The sequence below is a fragment of the Ferribacterium limneticum genome (assembly GCF_020510625.1).
Classification (GTDB): domain Bacteria; phylum Pseudomonadota; class Gammaproteobacteria; order Burkholderiales; family Rhodocyclaceae; genus Azonexus; species Azonexus limneticus_A.
Genome location: NZ_CP075191.1, coordinates 1,567,340 through 1,594,251 on the forward strand (window position 1 = coordinate 1,567,340; position 26,912 = coordinate 1,594,251).

The 26,912-nt window shown below is 60.5% G+C and carries 23 protein-coding genes; 14 read left to right on the top strand and 9 right to left on the bottom strand.

From position 1 onward, the window contains the following. Window positions 1-3: 3 nt before the first annotated feature. Entirely contained in the window at window positions 4-663 is a 660-nt protein-coding gene (locus KI617_RS07405; RefSeq protein ID WP_226451369.1) for a hypothetical protein, read from the bottom strand. A gap of 12 nt (window positions 664-675) precedes the next feature. Beyond that, on the bottom strand, window positions 676-1,197 hold the full coding sequence (locus KI617_RS07410) for a gamma carbonic anhydrase family protein (RefSeq protein WP_226451370.1): 522 nt from the start codon (window positions 1,195-1,197) through the stop codon (window positions 676-678). Between the two features lie 113 nt (window positions 1,198-1,310). Here KI617_RS07410 and KI617_RS07415 point away from each other — a divergent pair, with 113 nt between their 5' ends. After that, a complete protein-coding gene (locus KI617_RS07415) occupies window positions 1,311-1,745 on the top strand; it encodes a hypothetical protein (protein WP_226451371.1) in 435 nt (144 codons plus the stop codon). 3 nt (window positions 1,746-1,748) lie between these two features. Here KI617_RS07415 and KI617_RS07420 read toward each other — a convergent pair whose 3' ends face one another. Further along, window positions 1,749-2,987: a dicarboxylate/amino acid:cation symporter gene (locus KI617_RS07420; RefSeq protein WP_226451372.1), complete on the bottom strand. Its 1,239-nt coding sequence runs from the start codon at window positions 2,985-2,987 to the stop codon at window positions 1,749-1,751. Between the two features lie 78 nt (window positions 2,988-3,065). Here KI617_RS07420 and KI617_RS07425 point away from each other — a divergent pair, with 78 nt between their 5' ends. Then, window positions 3,066-3,422 (top strand): nucleotide pyrophosphohydrolase, encoded by a 357-nt coding sequence (locus KI617_RS07425; protein ID WP_226451373.1) that lies wholly within the window; start codon window positions 3,066-3,068, stop codon window positions 3,420-3,422. 42 nt (window positions 3,423-3,464) lie between these two features. Here the strand turns inward: KI617_RS07425 and KI617_RS07430 are convergent. From KI617_RS07430 to KI617_RS07440, 3 genes are all read right to left on the bottom strand, one after another. Continuing rightward, a protein-coding gene (locus tag KI617_RS07430; protein ID WP_226445962.1) for an IS5 family transposase occupies window positions 3,465-4,216 on the bottom strand; the annotation gives its coding sequence in 2 pieces (ribosomal slippage) (window positions 3,465-3,889 and window positions 3,889-4,216; 753 coding nt in all). A gap of 298 nt (window positions 4,217-4,514) precedes the next feature. Further along, window positions 4,515-5,360 (bottom strand): 23S rRNA (adenine(2030)-N(6))-methyltransferase RlmJ, encoded by an 846-nt coding sequence (locus KI617_RS07435; protein ID WP_226451374.1) that lies wholly within the window; start codon window positions 5,358-5,360, stop codon window positions 4,515-4,517. Window positions 5,361-5,369: 9 nt separating this feature from the next. Next, the gene (locus KI617_RS07440) at window positions 5,370-6,896 is read right to left on the bottom strand and encodes a hypothetical protein (protein ID WP_226451375.1); all 1,527 of its coding nucleotides are present in this window, start codon (window positions 6,894-6,896) and stop codon (window positions 5,370-5,372) included. Between the two features lie 88 nt (window positions 6,897-6,984). On the opposite strand from KI617_RS07440, the gene KI617_RS07445 reads away from it, so the two are divergent. From KI617_RS07445 to moaE, 5 genes are all read left to right on the top strand, one after another. Then, window positions 6,985-7,326, top strand: coding sequence for a DUF3301 domain-containing protein (locus KI617_RS07445; RefSeq protein ID WP_226451376.1), 342 nt, complete (start codon window positions 6,985-6,987; stop codon window positions 7,324-7,326). Then, window positions 7,310-8,155 carry a D-hexose-6-phosphate mutarotase gene (locus KI617_RS07450; protein ID WP_226451377.1) on the top strand — a complete coding sequence of 282 codons (846 nt, stop codon included), beginning with the start codon at window positions 7,310-7,312 and terminating at the stop codon, window positions 8,153-8,155. Before KI617_RS07445 ends, KI617_RS07450 begins: the two co-directional genes overlap by 17 nt. A gap of 151 nt (window positions 8,156-8,306) precedes the next feature. Beyond that, a complete protein-coding gene (locus KI617_RS07455; RefSeq protein WP_226451378.1) occupies window positions 8,307-9,038 on the top strand; it encodes a DUF2189 domain-containing protein in 732 nt (243 codons plus the stop codon). A 63-nt stretch (window positions 9,039-9,101) separates the two neighbouring features. After that, window positions 9,102-10,676, top strand: coding sequence for a peptide chain release factor 3 (locus KI617_RS07460; protein WP_226451379.1), 1,575 nt, complete (start codon window positions 9,102-9,104; stop codon window positions 10,674-10,676). A gap of 166 nt (window positions 10,677-10,842) precedes the next feature. Further along, on the top strand, window positions 10,843-11,295 hold the full coding sequence (gene moaE, locus KI617_RS07465) for a molybdopterin synthase catalytic subunit MoaE (protein WP_226451380.1): 453 nt from the start codon (window positions 10,843-10,845) through the stop codon (window positions 11,293-11,295). A gap of 44 nt (window positions 11,296-11,339) precedes the next feature. Here moaE and KI617_RS07470 read toward each other — a convergent pair whose 3' ends face one another. After that, entirely contained in the window at window positions 11,340-12,974 is a 1,635-nt protein-coding gene (locus tag KI617_RS07470) for a methyl-accepting chemotaxis protein (protein ID WP_226451381.1), read from the bottom strand. A 183-nt stretch (window positions 12,975-13,157) separates the two neighbouring features. Between KI617_RS07470 and clpB the strand changes: the two genes are divergently transcribed. After that, a complete protein-coding gene (gene clpB, locus KI617_RS07475; protein WP_226451382.1) occupies window positions 13,158-15,776 on the top strand; it encodes an ATP-dependent chaperone ClpB in 2,619 nt (872 codons plus the stop codon). Between the two features lie 71 nt (window positions 15,777-15,847). On the opposite strand, the gene KI617_RS07480 is transcribed toward clpB, so the two are convergent. Then, on the bottom strand, window positions 15,848-16,147 hold the full coding sequence (locus KI617_RS07480; RefSeq protein ID WP_226451383.1) for a DUF2502 domain-containing protein: 300 nt from the start codon (window positions 16,145-16,147) through the stop codon (window positions 15,848-15,850). A gap of 98 nt (window positions 16,148-16,245) precedes the next feature. On the opposite strand from KI617_RS07480, the gene KI617_RS07485 reads away from it, so the two are divergent. The 4 genes from KI617_RS07485 (at window position 16,246) to KI617_RS07500 (ending at window position 23,409) form a co-directional block, all read left to right on the top strand. Next, the gene (locus KI617_RS07485; protein WP_226451384.1) at window positions 16,246-17,022 is read left to right on the top strand and encodes a DUF1684 domain-containing protein; all 777 of its coding nucleotides are present in this window, start codon (window positions 16,246-16,248) and stop codon (window positions 17,020-17,022) included. After that, entirely contained in the window at window positions 17,019-17,624 is a 606-nt protein-coding gene (locus tag KI617_RS07490; protein ID WP_226451385.1) for a hypothetical protein, read from the top strand. The genes KI617_RS07485 and KI617_RS07490 overlap by 4 nt, the downstream gene beginning before the upstream one ends. 161 nt (window positions 17,625-17,785) lie before the next feature. After that, a complete protein-coding gene (locus KI617_RS07495; RefSeq protein ID WP_226451386.1) occupies window positions 17,786-21,214 on the top strand; it encodes a PAS domain S-box protein in 3,429 nt (1,142 codons plus the stop codon). Beyond that, on the top strand, window positions 21,211-23,409 hold the full coding sequence (locus tag KI617_RS07500; RefSeq protein ID WP_226451387.1) for a GGDEF/EAL domain-containing response regulator: 2,199 nt from the start codon (window positions 21,211-21,213) through the stop codon (window positions 23,407-23,409). Before KI617_RS07495 ends, KI617_RS07500 begins: the two co-directional genes overlap by 4 nt. An 18-nt stretch (window positions 23,410-23,427) precedes the next feature. Here KI617_RS07500 and KI617_RS07505 read toward each other — a convergent pair whose 3' ends face one another. Further along, window positions 23,428-24,555, bottom strand: a complete 1,128-nt coding sequence (locus KI617_RS07505) for an aminotransferase class V-fold PLP-dependent enzyme (RefSeq protein ID WP_226451388.1) — start codon at window positions 24,553-24,555, stop codon at window positions 23,428-23,430. Between the two features lie 117 nt (window positions 24,556-24,672). On the opposite strand from KI617_RS07505, the gene KI617_RS07510 reads away from it, so the two are divergent. Continuing rightward, window positions 24,673-25,956: a Glu/Leu/Phe/Val family dehydrogenase gene (locus tag KI617_RS07510; protein WP_226451389.1), complete on the top strand. Its 1,284-nt coding sequence runs from the start codon at window positions 24,673-24,675 to the stop codon at window positions 25,954-25,956. 75 nt (window positions 25,957-26,031) lie between these two features. Continuing rightward, entirely contained in the window at window positions 26,032-26,901 is an 870-nt protein-coding gene (locus KI617_RS07515) for a hypothetical protein (protein ID WP_226451390.1), read from the top strand. Window positions 26,902-26,912: the final 11 nt, after the last annotated feature.

A 26,912-nucleotide genomic window follows, 5' to 3' on the forward strand; every position in this document is an offset into this window, starting at 1 on the left:
GCTTCAGCGCAGGCGTTTCCTGATTTCACCGTCGCATGAATTGGCGACCCGTTCGTATTCTTCCGGCGTGTCGATCAGCGCCTGTGCCGCCTCGACCTTCTGGATTTCCCGCTGGACGTAAGGCAGCCAGCGTTCGTCCAGTTCTTTCTGGATTTGTACCGCAGTTTGGCCGACCGGGCCGCGCCAGACCTTGCCGGTGGCGAAACGGCTGCTCAAGGTATCGTTCAGCGCTTTCTCGATACTGGCCATATGGTCCTGATAGGTCTTGAAATGCCGCATCTCGTGCTCGTGGATTTCCTTGTAGGCACAGCTGCCCTGTGGAAACTCCTTGGCCACGTAGACGGTCACCGGCGTGAAGCCGAAGGTCATGGTGATCTGGGGGCTGGCGCATTCCCAGCGGCCGCTCGGGTCGATGATGGAGGGCGTCTTGGTGGTAAAGCTGACGGTGGCGTTGCCGCGGGTCAGCCCGAGCACCTGTTTGCCGGGGCGGGCCAGGCTTGCGCCCAGATTGGTCAGCGAACGGTAGCCGTAAGTGGGGTTGTAGGAGATGCGTTCTTCCAGGCGCTTGACCGTGACCGATGGTTTGAGCAATTCGTCGCACGGGTCCGCTGCCCAGCCGTGACCGGACAGGGCAAGCAGGGGCAGCAGGTAAAGCGCGCGCATCGAACGGAGCGCTTAGAGCGGCGACAAGGTGTCGCGGTAGCGGCGGGCGTTGTCGACGTAATGCTCGGCCGACTTTTTCAGCTTGGCGACGTCCTCATCGCTCAGTTCGCGCACCACCTTGCCGGGCGAGCCGACGATCAGCGAGCGGTCTGGGAAGACCTTGCCTTCGGGAATCAGGGTATTGGCCCCGACGATGCAGCCCTTGCCGATCACCGCCCGATTGAGGATAACCGAGCCGATACCGATCAGGCTGCCGTCACCGACCGTGCAGCCATGCAGCATGACCAGGTGGCCGACGGTGACGTCGTTGCCGATGTGCATCGGCACGCCTTCGTCGGTGTGCAGCACCGAGCCATCCTGGATGTTGGTGTTGTCGCCGATGTGGATAGGGTCGTTGTCGCCGCGCAGGGTGGCATTCCACCAGATCGAGGCATTCTTGCCGAGGCGAACGTCGCCGATCACGGTTGCGTTGGGCGCCACCCAGGCGTCGTCACCGAGTTGCGGGGTCTTGTCGCCGAGCTTGAACAGGGGCATCGCGTCTCCTTGGTATTTGAAAATTGGCTAATCGCAGCCAAGGCACTAATGTTACGCTGAGAGCCGGCTGGGGGCAGCAAGCGCGGTAAATTGGCAGCATGGAGAGCATCGGTATGAACTTTCGACAAATCAAATTCTGGCAATGGGCCTTGATCGTCATTGCCCTGTTGGCTGCGCTCGATTGGGTCATTCAGCGACCCGATCCAAAGACGCGGGAACTGAACGACGCCCTGAGCAAGCAGGCCAGCCAGAAGCTGAATGACTACCCCTACAAATTCCACGTTATCCGCGTCGAGGGCAAGACGGCGGTCATGTCCACGCCGCGCAATTTCGATTCGCCAGCCTTCCGGATGCTCGGTGTGCTCTACCCGAACATCAACGTCAAGGATGCCAACAACCCCGCCTTCATCGCCGTCGAGCGCCTGCTCGGGCAGGTGCAGGACGAGGCCAAGGATATCGTCCTCGCCCAACCCGGCATCAGCGATCTGCGCTGGGAGCTGGACAAGAACTGGCTGCGTCGCCAGGGCATCGAGGTGCCCGACAAATAAGCCTCAGGCCAGTGTCGACTGGCCGGCCACTTTCTGGACGATCAGGCTGCCAACCATGTCGCCCTCGACATTGACGGCCGTGCGCACAGTGTCGAGGATGCGGTCGATCGGCAGCAGGATGGCGATGGCTTCGGTCGGCAGGCCGACCGACTCAAGCACCAATACCATCGACAGCATGCCGACGCTGGGGATGCCCGGCGCACCGATGGCGCCGAGCATGGCGACGAAGAAGATGATCATCTGGCTGGCAATATCGAGCTCGATGCCGGCCAGCCGGGCGACGAACAGTGCCGCAGCGGCCTCGTAAAGCGCCGTGCCGTCCATGTTCACCGTGGCGCCGAGCGGCACGACGAAGCTGGCAATGTCCTTTTTGACGTGCAGGTGCTGCTCGGCGCAGCGCAGCGTGATCGGCAGCGTTGCGGCGCTTGAACTGGTGACGAAGGCGGTGATCAGCGCCTCGCGCGATCCCTTGAAAAAAGCGATGGGCGAAATGCGGGTGAATAGCCAGAGGATCAGCGGCAGCACGATCAGGCCGTGGAACAGTGTCGAGCCGATGACGACGGCGATGAAATGACCAAGGCTGGCGAGCAGGGCGCTGTTCTGCGTCGCGACCAGTTGCAGGAGCAGGGCGGCGAGGCCAAGCGGGGCGAGGCGCATGACCCAGCCGACGATCATCAGGCAGAGTTCCTGCAACTCGCCGATCAATAGCCGAATGTTGCGGTAGCGCTCGCCGCCGACGACCAGCGCGATACCGAGGAAGAGGGCGATCATCACGATGGCAAGAATTTCGCCCTGGGCCAGTGCCTTGAAGGGGTTCTGGAACAGGCCGCGCAGGAACTGGGCGATGTAGTCGGGCAGCGGCATCTGGCGCGCCTGATAGTTGCGCGTTGCCTCGGCAAACATCTCCAGCTGCAAGCCTTCGCCGGGGCGGAAGAGGTGGGCGGCGCCGAAACCGATGACGACGGCCAGGCCCATGGTGCCGAAGAAAAAGGCCAGCGTGGTCGTCCACACCCGGTGCATCTGGTCGTGGGCGCGCAGGTTGGCGACCCCGACCACGATGGACGAGAAGACCAGCGGCACCAGCACCATGCGCAGCAGGTCGAGGAAGAGGTTGCCGACCAGCTTGGCACCGTACAGCACCTCGGGGGCAGCCGCCGTGCCGCTGCCGGCCAGCCAGCTACCGCCCGCCACGCCGAGCAGGCAGCCGATCAGGATCTGGGAATTCAGTGACGGAAGTTTCATCGTGGGCAATGGGCCGTGAATGCGGCTATTTTAGTGGTCTGTGGCATCATCCGGCCATCATCACCGGCAGATTTGAAAATGAGCGATTTCGAGAAATTGACCGCAGCATTACTGGAGTTCCGAGACGCTCGCGACTGGCGGCAGTTCCATTCCCTGCGCAATCTGATTACATCGCTCAATCTCGAAGCGGCCGAGCTGCTCGAACTGACGCAGTGGAAAAGCGATGCCGAAATCGACGCGCTGCCGACTGATCCGAAGTCTGCCGAGGCCCTGCGCGACGAATGCGCAGACATCCTGCTTTACCTGCTGCTGATTGCCGACACGGCGGGCATCGACCTTGTTGAAGCCGCCCACGCCAAACTGGCCAAGAATGCGCTGAAATACCCGGTGGAAAAGGCTTTCGGCTCGCGGGCCAAATACACCGAACTTTTTTAGCTGTTAGTTGCTAGGGGCTGTTAACAATTGGGTTTTTGGCGATCATGCCAGCCAGATATAGGCGGAAGCGAGGTTGAGCATGGACATGAAGTTCTGCGCTAGCTTCTCGTAGCGTGTGGCGATGCGCCTGAACTGCTTGAGTCGGCAGAAAAAGCGTTCGACGAGGTTGCGGTCTTTGTAAAGGTGACGATCATAGGCACGCTGAGTCAGGCGATTACCGCGTGGCGGAATCACCGCCTGTGCGCCCTGCGCTTCAATGGTGTCGACGAATGCGTTGGCATCGTAGCCCTTGTCGGCGATGACGCTCTGCGCCTCAATCCCCTCGATGAGAGCGGCTGCTTCGGTAATGTCGGCGATTTGCCCAGCGGTCAGGCGCAAACGCAAGGGATTACCCAGGGCCTCAACCGCCGCATGAATTTTGGTACTCAGTCCGCCCCGGCTACGCCCGATGGCTTGATCGCCCGCTTTTTTTGGGCGCCAGTCGCGTGTTGGTGGGCTCGCACGATGGTCGCGTCGACAAACAACTGCTCCAGATCGGCGTCGCTCTTGAGTGCTTCGGCCATCCGCGCCCAAACCCCTTTCTTGCTCCAGCGGGAAAAGCGCATGTACGTCGTGTGCCAAGCTCCGAAGTGCGTGGGCAGGTCGCGCCACGGCGAGCCCGTGCGGGCGATCCATAGCACCGCTTCGACAAAGAGTCGGTTGTCGCGCCCAGTTACCCCGCGCTCGTTGGCTCTGCCTGAGCACAGGGCTTCGATTCGCCGCCATTGGTCGTCTCGCAACATCTTCCGGTCCATCCTCGCAGACTCCAAAAAGCGAGAATGTACATAATTTCGTCATTTGTGAACAGCCCCTAGTTACTAGATGTTAGCGAAGTTACAGAGGGCGCCACGGCGCCCTCTGTATTTGCTAAAGACTAACAACTAGCAACTAACAACTAGCAACTAGCAACTAGCGACTAGCGACTAGCGACTAGCGACTAGCGACTAGCGACTAGCAACTAGCAACTAGCGACTAGCAACTAGCGACTAGCAACTAGCGACTAGCGACTAGCAACTAGCAACTAGCAACTAGCAACTAGCGACTAACTGGCAATTAGGTCGTTTCGCTTTCCAGCGTGTACTTCGCCCCATCACCCTGGGCAAGCAGTTCAGTCAGCTTGGGCAGCGTTTCGTGCAGTTTCTTTTCCAGCGTCCACGGCGGATTGATGATGAACATGCCGCTGCCGTTCATACCGAAACCGTCGCGCGCCGGTGCCTTGACTTCCAGCGTCGCGTGCAGCCAGTTGCTGGCCCCGAGGCGCTTCAGCTTGTCCGGCAACTGGCGGGATTCCAGCTTGGAGAGCATCGGGTACCACAGCGCGTAGGTGCCGGTCGGGAAGCGCTTCAGTGATTCCTGCAGCGCCTTGACGACGGCCGTGTAGTCGCTTTTGGTTTCATACGAAGGGTCGATCAGGACCAGTGCCCGGCGCGGTGGCGGTGGCAGGATGGCTTTCAGACCGATGAAGCCATCGCCATCGGTGATCGCCACTTCGCGGCCAGTGCCCTTGAAGCATTCGAGCAACAGCCTGGCATCGGTGGTGTGCATTTCGTAGAGCCGCAGCCGGTCGCTGTCGCGCAACATCTGGCGGGCCAGCCAGGGCGAGCCGGGGTAATGCTTCAGCTTGCCATCCGGGTTGAGCTGGCGAACCATCTCCACGTAGTCCTTGGCGGCTGGCGGCAGTCCCTTGGCCTCCCACAGGCGGCCAATGCCGTCCTTGTACTCGGCCAGCTTGCTGGCGTGAGCCGATTCCAGCGCGTAACGCCCGGCACCCGCATGGGTGTCGATGATCCAGAATGGCGCGGGCTTTTCGCCCATGTATTCGGCGATCTGGAGCAGGATGAGGTGTTTCAGCACGTCGGCGTGGTTGCCGGCGTGAAAGGCGTGGCGGTAGCTGAGCATTAAGTGGGATTAGTCCGGAAGCAGGTCTAGGGCGAAGAATTCTAGCCCTTCGTTGGCTTCCATGCATGTCCCGATTTTTCGATGCAGCGAGCGACCCGGCAGTTTCAGCAGGATTGTCTGGTCCGTCTGGTAGGTTCCCGGCGGAACGATCAGGCCGGAAAACTTGCCGTAGGCCGGCAGGCTGTGCAGAAAGATGGCCCGTTGTTCGGTTTCGTTTTCGCTCGAAACATCAACCACGCTGACCTGTGGCGACATCAGTTGCAATCCCAGTTCGAGGCGAACCTGGGAGGTCGAGATACGGCGGACCAGGCAGACGTGGATCTTGCTCGATTCACGCGGTTGCAGGGCGGCGATATCGCCGGAACCCAGATTGCTTTTTTCGCCCTTGATGAAGCGCAGGCGGAAGCCATCCGGACTTTCGTCGATCAGTGACCATTCGCTGGACGAAAAATCCCGGCCGTCGTAGCGACTGGAGGCATCGACGGAGCGGCGGGAGAAGGTATTGCCATCCAGAAAGCTGACGACTGCTTGAAAGCCGGTGACCAGATCGCCACGGGGGCGGAAGCGGGTGCGGCTGAAGCGTCGGGCACTCTTGCCGCCGATGGCGACGCGCAGGAGTTGGAGGAGCGCCGGAGGGGCGTCCAGGTCGGGCTCGACGGTCTTGCCGGGGCGTCGGGTAATGTTGCGATCCAGCGCAGCGAGCACCTGTGTGCAGTCGATCAGCAGACTGCCGAAAGTGGAGGTTCCGGCCGGCAGACGCATCAATGGATAACCAGGGCTGCCTTCTTCGGGATGGGCCACGAAGCAGGAGTCCGTCGTCTTGCCGGCACTGGTGTCCAGGGCCAGCTCACCTATCGTGGCGTAGGCCGCCAGTTGCCGCGAGCAGATATTGACGGCTTCGAGATCGCCGCGGGGAAACTTGCTGGGTTCCAGGTAGGCGAAGAGCAATGCGCCCAGATACTCGTGTTCAATCGGGGCCGTTTCGCCGTTGAGCGGCTCGGACTGCGGGCCGCGAACCATCTGGTAAAGCTCGTGTAGTGTCAGCCAGGAGGTGGCCGACGGTGTGGCATAGGCGCGGTAAGCCAGCAACTGCCGGCGGGCGATCATGGCCATGGCCCGCTGGACGCTGCGATGATAAAGGTGACTCAGGGCGCCATTGAGTTGGCTCTTGTTGATGCTCCGGGCTATTCCGGCGTAAGCAATGGCCAGCCCTTTCAGCAGGTTGTCGGCATGCAATGCTGCCGTGGTCGCTTCCAGCGGTAGCGGCAGAACAGCCTGGGCGATGCCGGTTTCCATGGTTGGCAGTGCCTGCTCGGCTTCATGGCGGATGTCTTCTAGCAACTTGAAGCGCATGTGCATGTTGCGCTGCTGGTTAACGCTGGGCAGGACGCTGCTCGCCAGTTTGGCCACGGTTTCCTGCGGAGACAGGCCTGCAACCGTATCCAGCAACCCACGAACTGCGGCGGCACTTTTCTGGTCAGCACTCAACTGGCCGAACGGTAGCAGTTCGCGAAAAAGTTGCAGGGGGGAGTCCATGGTCTTTGGATAAAGTTTGACATGCGGATTATCCGGTAAATTTGCGTAATTTTCTGTGGCGTATTTCCTCTTTACGTATACTTGCCCGATGAATCTGTACGAATTACTGTTTCTTTGCCTGACGGCGCTGGTCGTCTGGTTCTGGTTTGATAGCCTGAAAGCCCGGGAGCTGGGCGTGCGCGCCGCCCGCCATGCCTGCCAGGATGAAGGCCTCCAGTTTCTCGATGAAACCGTTGTCGGGAGCGGCTTACGGCTGGCTCGTGACGATGACGGGCTGCTCAAGCTGCGTCGTGTCTACACCTTCGAATACAGCGATACGGGTAATAACCGCTGCTTTGGCAGCGTGACCCTGCTCGGGCATGAGGTCGAAATGCTGCATGTCCGCCCCCACCTTTACGTGATACCAAATTCCCATGAAACCCTCCATTGAAGATATCGAATTCCACGGCATCGCAGCCCTGCGCCTGAACGGGCCGCGCGGTGTCAGCGCCATCGTCAGCAAACAGGGAGCGCAACTACTGTCCTGGGTGACCGCCGATGGTCGCGAACGCCTTTTCCTTTCGGACAAGGCGGTATTCGATGGCAGTGTCGCCATCCGTGGCGGTGTGCCGGTCTGCTTTCCGCAATTTTCCAGCCTGGGCGACTTGCCCAAACATGGCTTTGTGCGCACCCGTCCGTGGACCGTCAGTGCCCAACGCACCGGTGACGATTACGCCCTGGTGACGCTGGAATGCACCGATGATGAAACGACGCGCAGTCTCTGGCCGCATTCATTTGTGGCCGAATTGACCGTCATGCTCGAAACGGACCGCATCGATCTGGAACTGGCCGTCACCAACACGGGCGGCGCGCCGTTTGAATTTACCGGGGCGTTGCATTCCTACCTGCGTGTCGTCCAGGTTGAAGACGTTACCCTTGAAGGCTTGCATGGGCATGACTATCAGGATGCCGTGGAAGAGGGCCGGATCGTTCGCGAAACCGGTACCGAGTTGATCATCGAAAAAGAAATGGATCGCGCCTATCACGATGTTCGGCGGCCGCAGTACCTGAAGGCGGGCAATCTGAGCCTTGGTATCCAGGCGCAGGGTTTCCCGGATGTCGTGGTCTGGAACCCCTGGGTCGATCGTTGCGCCGAGTTGAAGGACATGCCGGCCGATGGCTGGCGCCACATGCTCTGCGTCGAAGCAGCGGCGACCCGTCCGGTGTCACTGCCGGCCGGCGAGGAGTGGTACGGGCGGCAGACCCTGGTGGTGGTCTGATTGCCTGATGCCGGCTAGCAATGAGCAGTCGGACATCGGTATTTCGATCATGACGGAGTGCGAGCGGCGGCTCGATTCTTTGATCTGAGTCGGGGCGGGAGGCAGGCAATAACCGTTAGGCTGAAAGCATTAATTTTGCCGGCTTTTTCCCATGAATATTCAAGCGCTCAGCCTGACCTCCATCTCCCGCGCCCTGGCTGAGGGTTGGCGCATTGCCGGCGCAACGCGGGGTGTCAGTTTCATCTACTCGCTGATCTTTGCGCTGGGGGGGCTGGCGATCATGGGGGGCTTGCTCGTTCAGGGCTGGACCCCCTTTGTCATTGCGGCGGCGGGTGCGTTCATGCTGATCGGCCCGGTTCTCCTGGCCGGTTTTTTCGGGATTGCCGGGGATCATGAGTCTGGCAAGGTCATCGGGCTGGCCAGTGTGGGGCGAGGCTTTGCCCAGGCTTCGCGGGCATTGTGGGCGTTGTCGCTGGTCTGCGCCTTGCTGTTCATGATTTTTGTGACCGATGCGGCGATTCTCTACGCCTACATGGTTGGCGGAACGCCGGTCTGGTTGGGCAACTTGTTGCCGGCCAACGCCAACGTGCTTTCCTTTGTGCAGTGGGCCGGCATTTCCGGCATGGTCGTCGCCTTGCTGCTGTTCTGCGTCGCAGCGTTTTCCGTACCTTTGCTCTGCGAGCGGCGCGCCGGGCTGGTTGAGGCGGTGGTGATCAGCGTGCGCATTTTTTTCGGCAATTTCGGAACAGCCACCCTGTGGGCTGTCTTGCTGTCGATGATCGTGATCGGCAGCGTCTTGCTGTTGCCCCTCCTGCCGGTTGTCCTGCCGTGGATGGCCTATGCCAGCCGGGCGCTCTACCGCGAAGCGCTGCCGCTCGCCTGAACGCCGGTGCATGCAAGGCGGCAAAGGTATAATTGCCGCCTTTCCGCATTTCCAAGCCCTGCCGTGACTCCCCTCGACAACGAAATCTCCCGCCGTCGCACTTTTGCGATCATTTCCCACCCCGATGCCGGTAAAACGACGCTGACTGAAAAGCTGCTGTGGTTCGGCGGCGCCATTCAGGTGGCTGGCGAAGTGCGTGCCCGCAAGGCTTCGCGTCACGCGACCTCGGACTGGATGGAGCTGGAGAAGCAGCGCGGCATTTCGGTGACCTCGTCGGTCATGCAGTTCCCGTACCGCGAGTGCATGATCAACCTGCTCGACACGCCGGGCCACGAGGACTTCTCGGAAGATACCTACCGCACGCTGACCGCCGTCGACTCGGCGGTCATGGTCATCGACTCGGTCAACGGCGTAGAGGCGCAGACCATCAAGCTCTTGAACGTCTGCCGCATGCGCGACACGCCGATCCTGACCTTCATCAACAAGCTCGACCGCGAGGGCAAGGAGCCGATCGACCTGCTCGACGAAATCGAGTCGGTGCTCGGCATCCAGTGCGCGCCGATGACCTGGCCAATCGGCATGGGCAAGCGTTTCCGCGGCGTCTATCACCTCTACGACGACGCCATCGCTTTCTTCGACCCGCAGGCCGAGAAGGGCACGGCCGAGATCATCCAGGGTCTCGACAACCCGCGCCTCGATGAACTGATCGGCACGCAGGCCGACGAGCTGCGCATGGATATCGAGCTGGTGCGCGGCGCTTCGCACGCTTTCGATGCCGAGGCCTATCTGTCGGGCAAGCAGTCGCCGGTGTTCTTCGGTTCGGCGGTCAACAACTTTGGCGTGCAGAGCCTGCTCGATGCCGTGGTCGACCTGTCGCCGCCGCCGATTGCCCGGTCTTCGGTCAGCCGCGAGGTGTTGCCGAACGAGTCGAAGTTCTCCGGATTCGTGTTCAAGATCCAGGCCAACATGGACCCCAAGCACCGCGACCGAATCGCCTTCCTGCGCGTCTGTTCCGGCCGCTTCGACCGGGGCATGAAGGTCAAGCAGGTGGCTTCCGGCAAGATGCTGTCGATCAATAACGCCATCACCTTCATGGCCCGTGACCGTTCGACGACCGACGAGGCCTGGCCCGGCGACATCATCGGCATCCCGAACCACGGCACGATCCGCCTGGGCGAGACCTTTACCGAAGGCGAAGATCTGCGCTTCACCGGCATCCCGTCCTTCGCGCCCGAACACTTCCGTCTGGCGCGCATTGCCAACCCGCTGAAGATCAAGCAACTGCAAAAGGGCTTGCAGCAATTGGCGGAAGAGGGCGCAACCCAGTTGTTCCGCCCGTTGTCCGGCACCGACCTGATTCTCGGTGCGGTCGGTACGCTGCAGTTCGACGTGGTGGCCAGCCGTCTGGAAAACGAATACGGCGTGCAGGTCATCTTCGAGCATTACAACTGTGCCACGGCGCGCTGGATTCAAGGCGATGCCGTCGAACTACGCCAGTTGTCCGACCGCTACAGCGCCAACGTCGCGCTCGATGGGGCGGATGACCCGGTTTATCTGGCGCCGAACAATGTTTATCTGAACATGGTCAAAGAGAAGTATCCCAACCTGCGCTTCCTTGAAGCGCGCGAAGTGGCTTGAGGTAGTTATTGGCTGTTAGGGAGGCGCTGATTAATTCGTCATCCCCGCGCATGCGGGGATCCAGTCCGTTGATTCTTCTGGATTCCCGCCTTCGCGGGAATGACATTTCTGAATAAATCAGCGTTTCCTTAGTTGTTAGCAGTAGAGCAAGCGTGTGGAGGTTGCGATGACAATTCGGGTGCAGGAAGCGGATTTCGATGTCGGTGCCGAACTGGCCGTGCTGCGGGCCGGCGATGCCCGGGTAGGTGCACTGGCCAGCTTTCTCGGCCTCGTCCGCGATTTGAACGACGGAGCCAGCGTTTCGGAAATGACGCTGGAGCACTACCCGGGCATGACCGAAAAGGCGTTGGAGGAAATCGTCGCCGAAGCCCGCGGTCGCTGGGACATCTACGATGCGCTGGTGATTCATCGCGTCGGGCCGCTCAAGCCTTGCGACCAGATCGTGCTCGTGGCCGTGACCAGCGCCCATCGGGGCGAGGCCTTCGCCGCCTGCGAGTTCATCATGGATTACCTGAAGACCCGTGCGCCGTTCTGGAAGCGCGAGGCGACACCGGACGGTGGCCGTTGGGTCGATGCCCGCGAGACTGACGACAGCGCGGCGATGCGCTGGCAGAAATAAAAAAGGGGAGCGGCGCTCCCCTTGTCGTATCTGCTTCCCGGGTATCAGGTGCGGAAGCGGGCTACCGTCTGATGCAGTGAGGCCGACAGCGTTTGCAACTGGCGGGCGGCATCGGTGGTGTGGCGGACAGCCAGTGCACTTTCTTCCGACATCTGGGCGATGGTTTCCAGTTGTTGGGCGATCTCGGTGCTGGCGATGCTTTGTTCCGAAATCGAGTCCGAAATGCCGTTAACCACTTCAGTCACGCGCGATGCGCCGTCACGAATCCGATTGATCGAGTTGCCGGCCTGATTGGCCAGTTCGACGCCATGGCCGACTTGTTCGACACCTGCCTGCATGCTGCTGACTGCACTGCGCGTGCCGTTCTGGATCTTCGAGACCATCCCGGCAATTTCGGTCGTGGACAGGCTGGTCCGTTCGGCTAGCTTGCGCACCTCGTCGGCCACCACCGCGAAGCCGCGCCCCTGTTCGCCGGCACGAGCAGCCTCGATTGCTGCGTTAAGGGCCAGCAGATTGGTCTGGTCGGCAATTTCCTTGATGGTGTTGACGATGGAGGTGATGTGATCGGATTGCTGACCCAGTTCCTCGATAATTTTCGACGACGACTGCACGGCTTCGGAAATCTTGTGCATCTCGTCGGCCGCCCGGTGGATCACTGCGGCCCCTTCCTCGGAGATCGAACCCGCCTCCTGCGAAATGCCGTGTGCCTCGGCGGCATTTTCCTTGACCTGATCGATACTGACCGCCATTTCCTCGACCGAGGCAGCCATTGAAGAGGCGGCATCGCTTTGCTGGGTAGCGCGATCCGCCACTGCCTCGGAAGCGGATAACAACTGGTCGGCTGCACTGGCGACTTGCTCGGCGTTGCTGACAATGCTGGCGATCATGTTGCGCAGCGTTTCCTGCATGGTGCGAATATTGGCCAGCAGGCTGTCCTTGTCGTTGGGATCGCACTCGACCGGGGTGGCCAGGTCACCGGCGGCGATGCGCTTGGTGATTGAAGAGGCCAGCGCAGGGTCGCCGCCGAGCGTCTTGATGATGTTGCGCGACAGGATCAGCGACGAAACTGCGATAAAGCCGGCAATGCCAAGGCCCCAAAGTAGCAGTTTGATCGCGTCGCTACGGAATTTGGCATCGACATCGTCGACGTAAATGCCAGAGCCGACCAGCCAGCCCCAGGGTTCAAAACCCATGACAAAGGAAATCTTGGGAACACCTTCTTCCGAGCCCGGTTTGGGCCAGAGGTAATCGACAAAACCGGAGCCCTGCGTTTTGACGACCTGGATGAATTCCTTGAACAGGAATTTGCCATTCTTGTCCTTGAGCTGGTCCAGCTTCTTGCCTTCCAGTTCCGGCTTGATCGGATGCATGATCATGACGTCGGTCAGGTCGTTGATCCAGAAATACTCGACTTTGTCGTAGCGCATGGTGCGAATGGCCTCTGCTGCGGCCTTCTTGGCTTCTTCGGTCGTCATGCGGCCTTCGCGCGCTTCCTTCTCGAAGTGAACCAGATTGCCATGGGCAACCTCGACCAGGTTGCGGACCTTGGCCTGACGATCTTCGAGCATCTGGCTCTTGCCACTCAGCAGCAATACCGTGAAGAGTACGGCCAGTGCAACGACGGTCATGACCGTCATTGCGAACAGCTTGCCGCGTAGGGATAACCCTTGTTTAGACATGCCTCAATCCCCCCATGTCATATTATTTGATGAAAGCTGTAAATCTGAAAATGAATTTATCACGAAAGTAATAGTCATGTATGACGATATGGCGATGCTCCAGTCGTTTTTCTGCTGCAGTTGAAATTAGCCAATGCGTCCTCATCTACCGGTGTATAGAAAATCCGACTCGGGAGATCCGCGATGCGCCTTGACAAGTTCACGACCAAATTCCAGCAAGCTTTAGCCGATGCCCAAAGTTTGGCCATTGGCGGCGATCAGCAATTCATTGAACCGCAGCATCTGCTGCTCGCCCTGATCAATCAGGATGACGGGGGAACGACGTCGCTGCTGTCCCGCGCTGGCGTCAATGTGCCGGGGCTGAAGCGCGATCTGGAGCAGGCGCTGACCCGCTTGCCGCAAGTTCAGGGGCATGGTGGCGATGTCTCCATCGGTCGCGACCTGGCCAATCTGCTCAATCTGACCGACAAGGAAGCCCAGAAGCGGGGCGACCAGTTCATCGCCAGCGAAATGTTCCTGCTTGCCCTGTGTGAGGACAAGAACGAAACCGGGCGCATCGCCAAGCAACACGGCGTCAGCCGCAAGTCGATCGAAGCGGCGATCATGGCCGTGCGTGGTGGGCAGGGCGTCGATTCGCAGGAGGCAGAAGGCCAACGTGAATCGCTGAAGAAATATTGCATCGACCTGACCGAGCGTGCCGCCCAGGGCAAGCTTGATCCGGTGATCGGCCGGGACGACGAAATCCGCCGCGCCATCCAGATCCTGCAGCGCCGCACCAAGAACAACCCGGTACTGATCGGCGAACCGGGCGTTGGTAAGACGGCCATCGTCGAAGGACTGGCCCAGCGCATCATCAATGAAGAGGTGCCGGAAACCCTGAAGGGCAAGAAGGTGCTGGTGCTCGACATGGCCGGCCTGCTCGCTGGTGCAAAGTACCGCGGCGAATTCGAGGAGCGTCTGAAGGCCGTGCTCAAGGAGGTGGCGCAGGATGAAGGCAGGATCATCCTGTTCATCGACGAATTGCACACCATGGTCGGCGCCGGCAAGGCCGAAGGCGCAATCGACGCCGGAAACATGTTGAAGCCGGCCCTGGCCCGTGGCGAACTGCATTGCATCGGTGCCACCACGCTGAACGAATACCGCAAGTACATCGAGAAGGACGCTGCGCTCGAACGACGCTTCCAGAAGGTGCTGGTCGAGGAACCGAGCGTCGAATCGACAATCGCTATCCTGCGCGGCCTGCAGGAAAAATACGAACTGCACCACGGCGTCGACATCACCGACCCGGCCATCGTCGCGGCGGCCGAACTGTCGCACCGCTACATCACCGACCGCTTCCTGCCTGACAAGGCGATCGACCTGATCGACGAGGCCGCTGCCCGCATCAAGATGGAAATCGATTCCAAGCCGGAAGTAATGGACAAGCTCGACCGTCGCATCATCCAGCTCAAGATCGAGCGCGAGGCGGTCAAGAAGGAAAAGGATGAAGCCTCGAAGAAGCGTTTCGGCCTGATCGAGGAAGAAATCGCCAAACTGACCAAGGAATATTCCGACCTGGAAGAAATCTGGAAAGCCGAGAAGTCGGCCGTGCTCGGTTCTGCCCAGATCAAGGAAGAGATCGACCATCTGAAGGCTGACATCAATCGTTTGCAGCGCGAAGGCAAGTTGGGCGAAGTGGCTGAGTTGCAATATGGCAAGCTGCCGCAGCTGGAAGCCCAGTTGAAGGCGGCCGAAAATGCCATGAATACAGATGCTGGCACTAGGGCCGGCGACGGTGGCGAGCAGAAGAACAAGCTGCTGCGCACCCAGGTCGGTGCTGAGGAAATCGCCGAGGTGGTGTCCCGTGCCACCGGCATTCCGGTCAGCAAGATGATGCAGGGCGAGCGCGAGAAGCTGCTCAATATGGAAGACCGGCTGCACAAGCGCGTCGTTGGTCAGGATGAGGCGGTGCGTCTGGTTGGTGACGCCATCCGTCGTTCGCGCGCCGGCCTGTCCGATCCGAACCGTCCATACGGCTCCTTCCTGTTCCTTGGCCCGACGGGCGTTGGCAAGACCGAGCTGTGCAAGGCGCTGGCCGAATTCATGTTCGACTCCGAGGATCACTTGATCCGCATCGACATGAGCGAGTTCATGGAGAAGCACTCGGTTGCCCGCCTGATCGGCGCGCCGCCGGGCTATGTCGGCTACGAAGAGGGCGGTTACCTGACCGAAGCTGTGCGTCGCAAACCGTACAGCGTGATCCTGCTCGACGAGGTAGAGAAGGCCCACCCGGATGTCTTCAACGTGCTGCTGCAGGTGCTCGACGATGGCCGGATGACCGATGGCCAGGGCCGCACGGTCGATTTCAAGAACACCGTTATCGTCATGACTTCCAACCTCGGCAGCCAGATGATCCAGCAGATGTCAGGCGACGACTACGGCGTGATCAAGGTGGCGGTGATGGCCGAGGTGAAGAACTACTTCCGACCGGAGTTCATCAACCGGATCGACGAGGTCGTGGTCTTCCACGCGCTGGACGAAAAGCACATCGCCGGTATCGCGAAGATCCAGCTCGGTTACCTCGAAAAGCGGCTGGCCCAGCTCGAAATGGGCATCGTGGTCGAAGACAGCGCCCTGGCCGAACTGGCACAGGCCGGTTTCGATCCGGTATTCGGCGCCCGGCCGCTCAAGCGCGCCATCCAGCAGCAGATCGAGAATCCGCTGGCCAAAGCCATTCTGGAAGGAAAATTTGGTCCCAAGGACACGATACGTGTCAGCTGCGATCCGGCTACCGGCGGAATCATGCGTTTCGCCAAAGACTAATCGATGCGCCATAAAAAAGGGCGAGGCCAATATTGGCCTCGCCCTTTTTTCATTGCTGCTTCAGTAACCGATCAGCAGTTGCCTTTCTTGGCCTGGCCCGGTGGGCAATGTCCGCCGCCCTGATGCGAACCGCCCTTGTTGCCGCGGCCGGTGTAGTACTTTTCGCCGCGCGGGCCATTGTGCTGTTTCCAGTAAGCCGGCTCGCGGTACTCGTAGCCATCCCAGTAATAGCCGCGGTCATTGCGGGAACCGAAGGTGACGCTGACACCCGGCGCGTCAACGCGTACGCTACCGAGATTGACATTGATGTCGGCTGCACTGGTCAGCAGGGGCAAGGCGCCGAGCAGTGCAGCAAGCAGGATTTTTTTCATGGGCAGTTTCCTCGCAGATTGAAAACAGGCAACCGAATGAACTTGAACGGCATTCGGGAATTACCAAGGGAATGGCTTCGTAAACAGGATAGCTGAAGATGCAGGAAGACCAGAAACAATGGCAGGCCCGGCGCCATGCCGAATTGAGCGCTCCGGACAGTTGGTTGGGCATGGCTGGCTTGTTCTGGCTGCAGCCCGGGGTGAACCGGGTTGGCTGCGGCGACGATTGCCTGGTCTGCCTGCCCGAGGGGCCGGAGCATCTTGGTGACCTGCTCTGGCAGTCGGGGCTGTTGTTGTGGCAACCCGTCGGCGCGCCGGAGCAGGCATTGCAAACGGATCTCAACGGCGCCCCCAGCGTGGTGGATTTCGGCGACTGGTCGTTTTTCGTCGTCGATCGGGAGGGGCGTCTGGCCGCCCGTCTGCGCGATCGTGCCTGGGCCGCCAAGCAGCCGTTCAGCGGCCTGGCGTACTTCGACTATGACCCGCAATGGGTCATCGAGGCTGAATGGGAAACCCTGTCTCCACCGCTCAGCATGGAGGTGCCCAATGTCAGTGGCGACCTGAAGTGGGTCGATGTGGCGCATCGCGCGGTATTCAACGTGGGCGGTGAGCCGGTAAGCCTGTTGCCGATGGCGGTCAGCGATACGGAAGTCTTCTTCGTCTTCCGCGACCGGACGAGCGGCCGCGAGACTTACGGTGCCGGGCGTTTCCTCAAGGTGCCGGTACCGACCGGCAGCAAAATCAGGCTCGACTTCAATCGGGCCTACAACCCGCCCTGCGCCTTCACGCCCTTTGCCACCTGTCCGCTGCCGCCGCCCGAGAACTGGCTGCCATTTCCGGTCATGGCCGGGGAGAAGAAGTGGCTCCCGAAATGAACCAGCCCATCGTCGCCAGGCTGCTCGGCGCGCTGCGCCGGCGCCTGGGGCCGAAGCTTGCAAGTGATTGTCGCGGCGGCCGTTTCGTCGCGGTGATCGACTGCATCGTTAATCAGAACGTGCGCGACCGGGGCGCCGCCCGTTTTTCGGCGATGAATTTTCCGTTACTGGCGCTGTGCCATGAAACGGGCATCGGTGTCTGGCAGATGCCTTGCCCGGAGATTGCCGCCCTCGGCTTCCGGCGCGAGCGGCCGCCCGGTGCGACGATCCGCCAGGCGCTGGAGGGCGACGCCGCGCGTCGGGCTTGCGGCGAACTGGCCGCTTCGGTCGCCGAGCGCTTGCAGCAGCAGATCGGCGAGGGCTTCGAGCTGCTGGCCGTGCTGGGCGGCAATGCAGCCAGCCCCGGTTGTGCGGTGCATGATGCAGGGGAAGCTCTGGCGCCCGAGTCCGGCATCTTCATGATGGCCTTGCAGGGTGAACTGCGCCGGCGCGGCATCGAGGTGCCTTTTTACGCAATGCGCGATGCATCCCCCGACTTGCTGGACGAGGATATCGCACACTTCCGGCAGGTCCTGCTGGCCACCAAGGTGGGTGAGCGCTAGGGCTGAACAAGCGGCCATCCCATGCCGGAGCGACACGACAATTCCGGTTGAAGTTAATAGTGGTTGGCGGTACATTTGAGAGATATATCAAAAATAATGCCTGCTTCCCCACCTGGCAGGCGCGGAGACTCATCATCAAGGTTCATAGCCGCATCCTGCTGGTGTTGATCCTGCTGGTTTTCGTCGCGCTGCTTGCCGTGACGGACACCATGCGGCGCTGGCACCGTTCGATCGACGAGCGCCTGAGCAGCGATGCGCACGGAATACTGGCGCGGCGCGATGATGTCTTCGGTCGTGCCCTCATGCAGCCCCTTGGTAGCTTGCGTCTCCTGGCCAGCTTGCGGGTCGTGGCGCGCGGAAATCCAGCGGAGATTGCGACCGATCTCGCGAGTTGGAAGGCAAATTTACCCGATGTCGCCGACATTTACGTGATCCTGCCAGATGGCCGCGGCGTGGCTTCCAGTGAAGGAGGTGTTCCGGACAAGGTGTTGGCTGCCTACCTCGGTGCGCAGGCGGGGAGTGCACCATCCTTGGCCATTCCCCGGATCGTCACGCTGGGCGAGCAGCCGCTGGCCCTGATCGGTGTGCCCTTGCCGGGTGCGGCCGGAGGGGCGGTCATTGCTGCTTTCAAGCTGCACGATATGCTCGGTCCGCTGCTGGTTCGCTTGCCGGGCGCGAATGCACGCCTGCTCATCCTCGATGACCAGAACCGGGTGCTGGTCAATGGCTTTGCCGACACTACCGATGCCGATGGCGACCTCTCCTTGGTGCGGCAGGTGCCTCATGCTGCCGCCCTGATGACAACGCTTGCGGGCCAGGCAATTACCGGTAGCGTGGTTGATGGCCAATATATCGAGCAGCAACAAGAGTATCGCTACTTTGTTTCGCGCATGCGCAGCACGGGGTGGACGATCGCTTATATCCAGCCGGAAAAGGATTTGCTGGCCGCCTATAGCGAGGCCAAATATTTCGGCTGGGTGCAACTCATTGTCGTTCTCTTCGCTGCGCTACTGCTGGTGGCCATGATGCATCGCCTCGTACTGCGCCCATTGCAGACCTTGGCCAGAGGCCAGGCTGCGATGAAGGATGGTGCCATGCCTAAGCCGGTCGAGGTGCCGGGGAGTGGCGAGTTTGCTGCGATGGCCGAGTCGTATAACCGCTTGGTAGCCAATCTGACGGCTTCGGAGCAGCGTCTGCGGACGATATTCGAGGCATTTCCGGAGTCGGTGGTGGTCTTTCGACTGTCGGACAGTGCATTGCTGGACGTTAACCAGGCCTTCCTGAACAAGGTCGGCTTGTCGCGGGAAGAGGTGCTTGGGCGTTCGGGGGGCACAATCGGCTTGTTGCCCGATGAGAGCGCAGCTACAGCGCACCGGGCGGCCTTGCTGGAAAAAGGGAGCCTGGAGCGCCAGGTGATCCGGATGCAGATGCCGAATGGCGAGGAACGCTGGAGCATGTATTCCAGCCGGCTGATCGAATTCGACGGCGTACCGGCTTCGCTCAGTGTCACGGTGGATGTGACGCAACTGAAGTTGGCCGAGGCACAGATCCGTCAGAGCGAGGCCCGGTTCGCTGCCTTGTTCCAAATGGCGCCGGTACCGATGTCATTCACCCACGAGCGGGAGCAATTCAGCCATACGCATTGGAACGATGCCTGGTATCACACCTTTGGATTTCTGCCCGAGGAGGCTGAGGATAGGGGAGGCGATGCACTGGGCATCTGGGTCGATCCGGGCCAGCGCCGACAGTTGATCCAGGGGGTGCTCGATGAAGGTCATGTGCATGCCTTCGAGGTCAATCTACGGCGCCGCGATGGCGCCATACGTCAGCATGTCCTGTTTGCGGACAAGGTCGAAACCGTCGACGGCAAGGCGATGATTGTCGCCTATGTTGATGTGACGGACAGTCGCCAGGCAGAAGCTGAATTACGGGCCAGCGAGGAAACACGGCACGCTATCTTCAACGCTTCGCCAGTGGCCATGCTCGTGTCCGATATCAGTCGTGATTTCAGCGTTGTCGATGCGAACCAGGCCTGGCTGCGCCAGTTCCAGCGCACACTACCGGAAATCGTTGGGCTCAATGGCGGGCAGATCAACTTCTGGGCGAACGAGGTGGATCGCGAAAGGGTCATTGCGCAGATTGAACAGGATGGCTTGGTGAGTGATTACGAGGCCGAGTTTGTTCGCGGCGACGGCAGCCGCCTTCTGTGCCGTGTCGGCGCCAGGCGGGTACAGGTTGATGGCAGGGAACTGCTGGTCATGCTGCAGGAAGACATTACCGCCTTGCGGCAAATGGAACGGGAGCGCCAGGAGGCGGAGATCAAACTGCGCCGCTTCAGCTTCATGGTCAGCCACACCAACGATGCCGTGTTTCTCAACGACAACGGCATCACCATTGACTGCAACGAGGCAGCCTTGCGGATTTTTGAGAGCCCCCGCGAGCGTTTTATCGGGCAATCGCCGGCCGTTTTTTCGCCACTGTTGCAAGCAAACGGTGAGCTATCCAGTACGCTGGCCCTCACCAAAGTGAGGGCGGCCCTGGCTGGCGAACCGCAGCGCTTCGAGTGGGTGCACACCAAGGGAGACGGCACTCCGTTCTATGTCGAGGTGGCGCTCAGCAGTTTCGAGGAAGATGGGCGCTCGCTGATTGTCGGCGTCGTGCGGGACATTACCGAGCGCAAACGAGCCGAAGCCGAAATTTGGGAACTGAACGCGACGCTTGAGGAGCGGGTCGCCTTGCGCACTCGCGAACTGGCGGAGGCCAATACGAATCTCGGCATTACGCTGACCAACTTGCAGCGCGCCCAGGACGAGCTGTTGCGTACGGAGAAGCTGGCGTCGCTCGGGGCAATGGTTGCCGGCATCGCGCATGAGCTGAATACGCCTATCGGTAACGCGGTAACGGTCGCCACCACTCTGCTGGACGAGCATCGTCATTTCACCGGAAAAATGGCTGCTGGCCTGACCCGCAGCGCGCTGGAGCGTTTCCTGAGTGTGGTTGGCGAAGCAGGGCAGATCGTCGAGCGCAATCTTTATCGGGCGGCAGAGCTGATCGGCAGCTTCAAGCAACTGGCCGTCGATCAGTCCAGCTACCAGCGTCGGTCTTTCGATCTGCAGGAAGTCGTGCACGAAATCACGCTGGCGATGGCGCCGACCATTCGCCGTTCGCCCTACCAATTGATCGACGAGGTGCCAGCCGGCCTGGTATTCGACAGCTATCCAGGGCCGCTCGGCCAGATTTTGATCAACCTGATCAACAATGCGCTGATTCACGCCTTTGTCGGCCGCGACAGCGGTCAGGTCCGGATTGCTGCCGAGGCCGCGGAGCCGGGCTGGATTATCATGACGGTCAGCGATGATGGCTGCGGCATCTCGGCGGAGCACCAGAAGCAGATTTTCGATCCGTTTTTTACAACACGCCTGGGTCAGGGAGGCTCGGGACTAGGCCTGCATATCGTATTCAGCCTGGTCGTCGATCTGTTGGGCGGGCGGGTTCATGTGATCAGTGCATCTGGGGAGGGGGCGCGGTTTGTCGTGCATTTGCCCAGCGTGGCACCGGCCGGGGAACAACACAATTGGGATAGTGAATGAGTATGCGCGATGAAAACCGTGACGAGCTGCTGGCTTTCGTCGATGAAGAAGAAGTTGCGCCGGACAACACGGCAGGCCACTGGCGTATCCTGATCGTCGACGACGAGCCGGATGTGCATGAGGTGACCTTGCTGGCCTTGCGAGACGTCGTCATCGAAGGACGCCACCTCTCCTTTTTGCATGCGCATTCGGCGCTTGAAGCGAGGGAGATGCTGAGTCGGGAAGCGGATATCGCCGTCATTCTGCTCGACGTGGTCATGGAAACCGATGACGCCGGCCTGAAGCTGGTGCGTTATTTGCGCGAGGACCTCGATAATCGTGCTACCCGCGTCATCCTGCGCACCGGTCAGCCCGGCTATGCGCCGGAAATAGAGACCATCCGGCTCTTCGACATCAACGACTACAAGACCAAATCGGAGCTGACCCGCGTCCGGCTGTACACCACGATTACGGTCGCTATCCGTTCCTTTTGGCAGATTCACCAGCTGGAAGCCAATCGGCGCGGCCTGGAGATGATCATCAACGCGACGATGGAATTGAGCAAGCCGAATGGCTTGCGTCGTTTTGCCGAGGGGGTGGTTACCCAGCTTTGCGCCCTGCTCGGTGTCGGCGAGGATGGGCTGGTTTGCGCCGCAAGCGTTTCCCGCGGCGTGGCCCCCTATGTGCTGGCGGCGGCCGGGCAATATTCAGCCTGGATCGGGCAATCGCTCAGCGCCATTCCGGACGAGCGGGTCAAGCGGATACTCGAGGATGCGCTGGGCAAGCACCAGCATACTTTCGGCGAATCGACCTGCCTGTATTTCTCGACACCGGACAGCCACGCGTTGGCAGCTTTCGTTGATGTCGATTCCCCTCTCAACGAAGTCGATAGCCAACTGCTTGAGGTTTTTTGCAGCAACATTGCCATCGGTTTCGAGAATGTCCAGTTGTACCAGAAGGTGTATGACCTGGCCTTCGAGGATCTTCTCGTTCATCTGCCCAACCGCAACAGCTTCATTGGCTTGGTCGAGTGCCGTCCGGAGTCGGCCGATCGGGTTGCATTAGTCGATATCGACGGTTTTTCCGATATCAACAGTATTCTCGACCAGGCGTTCGGCGATCTGGTGCTGGAAGCCGTTGCCGCTCGCCTGCGTAATGCCTTTCCGCCCTCGGTGGTGGTGGCACGAGTCGGTAATGATGTTTTCGGCCTGCTCGGGATTGCCCGTGAGGTTAGCCCGGAGCGCATCGCCCAGGTCTTCGCGCAGCCGTTTGCTGTCGATGGCCAGGAACTCCGCCTGTCGGCGACTTCCGGCTTGATTGCGTTGGGCGGGATCCAGGACAAGGCAGTGGAGGTTCTGAAGAATACCGGCGTGGCGCTCAAGCACGCCAAGAGCTTCCAGCGTGGCAAGTCGATGTTTTACGAGCCAGTGTACGCCGTTGAGGCGCGTGACCGGATGCGCATGCTGAACAGCCTGCGCCAGGCTTTCTCTGCCGAGCACCTGTTCTTGCAGTACCAACCCTTCATCAATCTGGCGAGCGGCCGTATCGTCGGCGCCGAGGCTCTGCTGCGCTGGAAAACCGAGGAGGGCAACTTCGTGCCGCCCGACCGCTTCATTCCGTTGGCTGAGCAGTCCGGCCTGATGGTGGCGCTGGGCAACTGGGTCATGCGTAGCGCCCTGCAGTTTTTGGCGCAGCTACGTGCGGAAGGCGTGCGCGATTTCCGCATGGCCGTCAATGTGTCACACACTCAATTCCGCGAGCCGGATTTCATTGATGACCTGATGACTGCCATGGCGATCTACGATATCGATCCATCCTGCGTTGAAATCGAATTGACGGAGTCGGTAGCTATCGACAATGTCGAACTGATCGAACAGAAATTGGCTGCGCTACGCCAGGTCGGCGTGGCGGTGGCCATCGACGATTTCGGTACCGGCTATTCGTCGCTTAATATCCTGCGCCGTCTCGATATTGAGCGGCTCAAAATCGACCGTGCCTTCGTCAGCGGCGAACAATGTGCGGCCGAGGACTATGGCATTGCCCGCATGGTGCTGCAACTGGCTTCCCAACTGGGCCTGCGGACCATTGCCGAAGGCATCGAAACCGAGGAGCAGCGGCAGATGCTGGCTGCGCTCGGTTGCGACGAAGGTCAAGGCTACCTGTTTGCCCGCCCGTTGTCGGCCGATGCCTTCGTGGCCTTCCTGCACGACCACTGAGCGCGACCGGCAGGCCGTTCAGGCCAGGCTGTCCAGCGCAGTGGACAGGTTGGCGACGATGCGCTCGGGATTGTGCAGCTTTTCCAAGCCGAACAGACCGACGCGGAAAGTGCGGAATTCCGGCGGTTCGTCGCACTGTAGCGGCACGCCGGCCGCTGTTTGCAAGCCGGCAGCGAGGAACTTCTTGCCCGACTGGATATCCGGGTCGGTGGTGTAGCTGACCACGACGCCGGGCGCTTGGAAACCTTCGGCAGCCACGCTGGGGAAGCCTTTGGCGACCATCAGTTCGCGGATGCGGCGACCGACTTCCCGCTGTTCGGCGCAGACCTTGTCGAAACCGTAGGCTTCTGTTTCCAGCATGACATCACGCAGCGTCGCCAGCGCATCGGTCGGCATCGTAGCGTGGTATGCATGGCCGCCGTTTTCGAAGGCTTCCATGATCTGCAGCCACTTCTTCAGGTCGCAGGCGAAGCTGGTGCTGGTGGTGCTATCGATGTGGGCTCGGGCACGTTCGCCGAGGGCGACCATGGCGCAGCACGGCGAGGCGCTCCAGCCTTTCTGCGGTGCGCTGACCAGTACATCGACGTTGTTGGCTGCCATGTCGACCCAGATGGTGCCGGAGGCGATGCAGTCGAGCACGAATAGGCCACCCACGGCGCGCACGGCTTCGCCAACGGCCTTGATGTAGCTGTCGGGCAGGATCATGCCCGACGAGGTTTCAACGTGCGGCGCGAAAACGACGGCGGGCTGGTGCTCGCGAATGGCGGCGACGACTTCGTCAATCGGCGCCGGCGCAAAGGGCGCTTGCGAACCGCTGCCGACTTGCCTGGCCTTGAGCACGATGCTCTCCGACGGAATCCTGCCCATGTCGAAAATCTGCGTCCAGCGGAAGCTGAACCAGCCGTTGCGGATGACCAGTACCTTGCGATCCGTGGCGAACTGGCGGGCCACGGCTTCCATGCCAAAAGTGCCGCTGCCGGGCACGATGATCGCCGACTTGGCGTTATAGACCTGCTTCATCAGTCGCGAGATGTCTTTCATCACGCCCTGGAAGCGCTGCGACATGTGGTTCAGCGCGCGGTCGGTATAGACCACCGAATATTCGAGCAGGCCATCGGGATCGGGTTGGGGCAGCAGGGCGGGCACAGAGTCTCTCCGGTTGAATGTTGTGGGCGGAGCATACCGCCAAGACGTGATGGCGCGCTAGTCAGGTGAAGCATGATGCGCGACACTGTGCAGAAGACTGAGTGCGAAGGATTCGACATGAATACCCCCCAACTGCCTTCCTATATTTCCCGGGAAAATATCGGCCCCTGGCAAATCTTCCTGCAGCAGGTCGAGCAGGTCGCGCCGCTGCTCGACAAGGCGTTGTGGCCGTGGGTGGAAACCTTGCGCCGGCCGAAGCGTTCGCTGATCGTCGATGTGCCGATCCGTCGCGATAATGGTGAAGTCGAGCATTTCGAGGGTTATCGTGTGCACCACAACACGTCACGCGGGCCGGGCAAGGGCGGCGTTCGCTTTCATCAGGATGTGACCTTATCCGAAGTGATGGCACTGGCCGGGTGGATGACGATCAAGAATGCCGTGGTCAATGTGCCTTTCGGTGGTGCCAAGGGCGGCATTCGCGTCGATCCGCGCCAGCTGTCGCTGTCCGAACTTGAAGGCTTGACGCGGCGCTATACCAGCGAGATCAGTTCGATGATCGGGCCGGACAAGGACATCCCCGCGCCCGACATGAATACCAACGCCCAGGTCATGGCCTGGATGATGGATACCTATTCGATGGGTGAGGGGCGAACGGTGACCGGCGTGGTGACTGGCAAGCCGTTATCGCTCGGCGGTTCGCTTGGCCGTCAGGATGCGACCGGGCGCGGCGTTTTTGTTACCGCTCGCGAGGCTGCGCGCAAGCTGGATGTACCCATCGAGGGGGCGCAGGTGATCGTGCAGGGCTTCGGCAATGTCGGTGAAGCCAGTGCGCGTATCTTTGCCCAGGCGGGGGCCAGGGTGATAGCCGTACAGGATGTCAGCGGTACCGTATTCAATGCAGCCGGCCTCGATATCGTGGCCCTCAAGCGTTATCAGCTGGAGAACAAGACACTGGCCGGCGCACCTGGCTGTGAGGTGATCGACAACGATGCGTTCTGGTCGCTACCTTGTGAATTCCTGGTGCCGGCGGCGCTCGAGTCGCAGATCAATCGCTACAACGCCGAGAGGATCGCGGCCCGCATCGTCGTAGAAGGCGCCAACGGCCCGACCACACCGGAGGCTGATGTCATCCTGGCCGAACGCGGCATCGTTGTCGTACCGGATGTGCTGGCCAATGCTGGCGGTGTGACGGTCAGCTACTTCGAGTGGGTGCAGGATTTCTCCAGCTTTTTCTGGAGCGAAGACGAAATCAATGCCCGGCTTGAGCGGATCATGTCCGAATCCTTCAACGCCATCTGGCAATTGGCCGAGCAGCGCAGGCTGTCGCTGCGTTCTGCAGCCTTTGTGATCGGTTGCAGCCGGGTGCTTGAAGCCCGGGCGACGCGCGGCCTGTATCCCTGATTGCGGCAATGTCGCCGTCTTGGCATTTTCCTGAAAATGCTTTTGGCGGTACGGAATTTTCTATTTTGGTGATTCATGAATAAATTATTGACTGAGCTGCAACGGCTTTATTTTCTCCAAGACCCGCAATGGCACATTCAGCAAGCGGGCGGCGCTACTTTTCACCCGGAAGATGCATTGACGCCTGAAATCGTGGCGGAGAGCCTGGCCGGCGAGAGAAGCCTGGCCTTCAATCTCGTCGGCGCGGACGGATTGTCGCGAGCCATGGTCATCAAATTCAATCGGCCAGGCGATTGGGAGCGCGTGGCAAATCTTTATCAGGCGGTGCAGGAGGAACTGGATTTGCCGGCGCCTGCCGTCTCCGTGTCCGGGCGCCAGGGTTATCGTCTCTGGTTTTCGCTGGCCGAACCACTGCCTGTCGCCCAAGTGCGGTGCTTCCTCGAGGCGCTTTCTGCTCACTATCTGGCCGATATTCCGGTCGTAGACATTGAGTTTCTCCCGGGCACCGAAATGCCGGCTTCAATGGGGCAGGGCTTGGTCCAACTGGTACCGGCGCCGAACGCGCTGACCGGAAAATGGTCTGCCTTCATCGATCCGAGCCTGGGGAGCATGTTCATTGACGAGCCGGGGCTCGAAATGGCCCCGGCGCTGGATAAACAGGCGGGCATTCTGGCCGGGCTGGAAAGCATCAAACCCGTCGATTTTCAAAGGGCCTTGGAGCATCTCCAGCGGCATGACTCTGAGCAGTCTGCAAGCACGCAAGACAAGGCGCCTGGTCAGGCACCTACCGCAAGTGATTGCGAGCGCCCGTGCTTGAACGTAGGAAAGCATTACAGCGACCCGAAAAGCTTCTTGCTGGCCGTGATGAATGACGCATCGGCCAGTCCTCGCCATCGAATCGAGGCAGCGAAGGCGCTGTTGCCCTATTTTGTCGAAGGTGCGTGAAGTCGCGCCTG

Excerpts from the sequence above, each read along its gene's own strand:
- KI617_RS07405 (WP_226451369.1), bottom strand. The coding sequence starts at position 663 with ATGCGCGCGCTTTACCTGCTGCCCCTGCTTGCCCTGTCCGGTCACGGC.
- KI617_RS07410 (WP_226451370.1), bottom strand. The coding sequence starts at position 1,197 with ATGCCCCTGTTCAAGCTCGGCGACAAGACCCCGCAACTCGGTGACGAC.
- KI617_RS07415 (WP_226451371.1), top strand. The coding sequence starts at position 1,311 with ATGAACTTTCGACAAATCAAATTCTGGCAATGGGCCTTGATCGTCATT.
- KI617_RS07420 (WP_226451372.1), bottom strand. The coding sequence starts at position 2,987 with ATGAAACTTCCGTCACTGAATTCCCAGATCCTGATCGGCTGCCTGCTC.
- KI617_RS07425 (WP_226451373.1), top strand. The coding sequence starts at position 3,066 with ATGAGCGATTTCGAGAAATTGACCGCAGCATTACTGGAGTTCCGAGAC.
- KI617_RS07435 (WP_226451374.1), bottom strand. The coding sequence starts at position 5,360 with ATGCTCAGCTACCGCCACGCCTTTCACGCCGGCAACCACGCCGACGTG.
- KI617_RS07440 (WP_226451375.1), bottom strand. The coding sequence starts at position 6,896 with ATGGACTCCCCCCTGCAACTTTTTCGCGAACTGCTACCGTTCGGCCAG.
- KI617_RS07445 (WP_226451376.1), top strand. The coding sequence starts at position 6,985 with ATGAATCTGTACGAATTACTGTTTCTTTGCCTGACGGCGCTGGTCGTC.
- KI617_RS07450 (WP_226451377.1), top strand. The coding sequence starts at position 7,310 with ATGAAACCCTCCATTGAAGATATCGAATTCCACGGCATCGCAGCCCTG.
- KI617_RS07455 (WP_226451378.1), top strand. The coding sequence starts at position 8,307 with ATGAATATTCAAGCGCTCAGCCTGACCTCCATCTCCCGCGCCCTGGCT.
- moaE (WP_226451380.1), top strand. The coding sequence starts at position 10,843 with ATGACAATTCGGGTGCAGGAAGCGGATTTCGATGTCGGTGCCGAACTG.
- KI617_RS07470 (WP_226451381.1), bottom strand. The coding sequence starts at position 12,974 with ATGTCTAAACAAGGGTTATCCCTACGCGGCAAGCTGTTCGCAATGACG.
- clpB (WP_226451382.1), top strand. The coding sequence starts at position 13,158 with ATGCGCCTTGACAAGTTCACGACCAAATTCCAGCAAGCTTTAGCCGAT.
- KI617_RS07480 (WP_226451383.1), bottom strand. The coding sequence starts at position 16,147 with ATGAAAAAAATCCTGCTTGCTGCACTGCTCGGCGCCTTGCCCCTGCTG.
- KI617_RS07485 (WP_226451384.1), top strand. The coding sequence starts at position 16,246 with ATGCAGGAAGACCAGAAACAATGGCAGGCCCGGCGCCATGCCGAATTG.
- KI617_RS07490 (WP_226451385.1), top strand. The coding sequence starts at position 17,019 with ATGAACCAGCCCATCGTCGCCAGGCTGCTCGGCGCGCTGCGCCGGCGC.
- KI617_RS07500 (WP_226451387.1), top strand. The coding sequence starts at position 21,211 with ATGAGTATGCGCGATGAAAACCGTGACGAGCTGCTGGCTTTCGTCGAT.
- KI617_RS07510 (WP_226451389.1), top strand. The coding sequence starts at position 24,673 with ATGAATACCCCCCAACTGCCTTCCTATATTTCCCGGGAAAATATCGGC.
- KI617_RS07515 (WP_226451390.1), top strand. The coding sequence starts at position 26,032 with ATGAATAAATTATTGACTGAGCTGCAACGGCTTTATTTTCTCCAAGAC.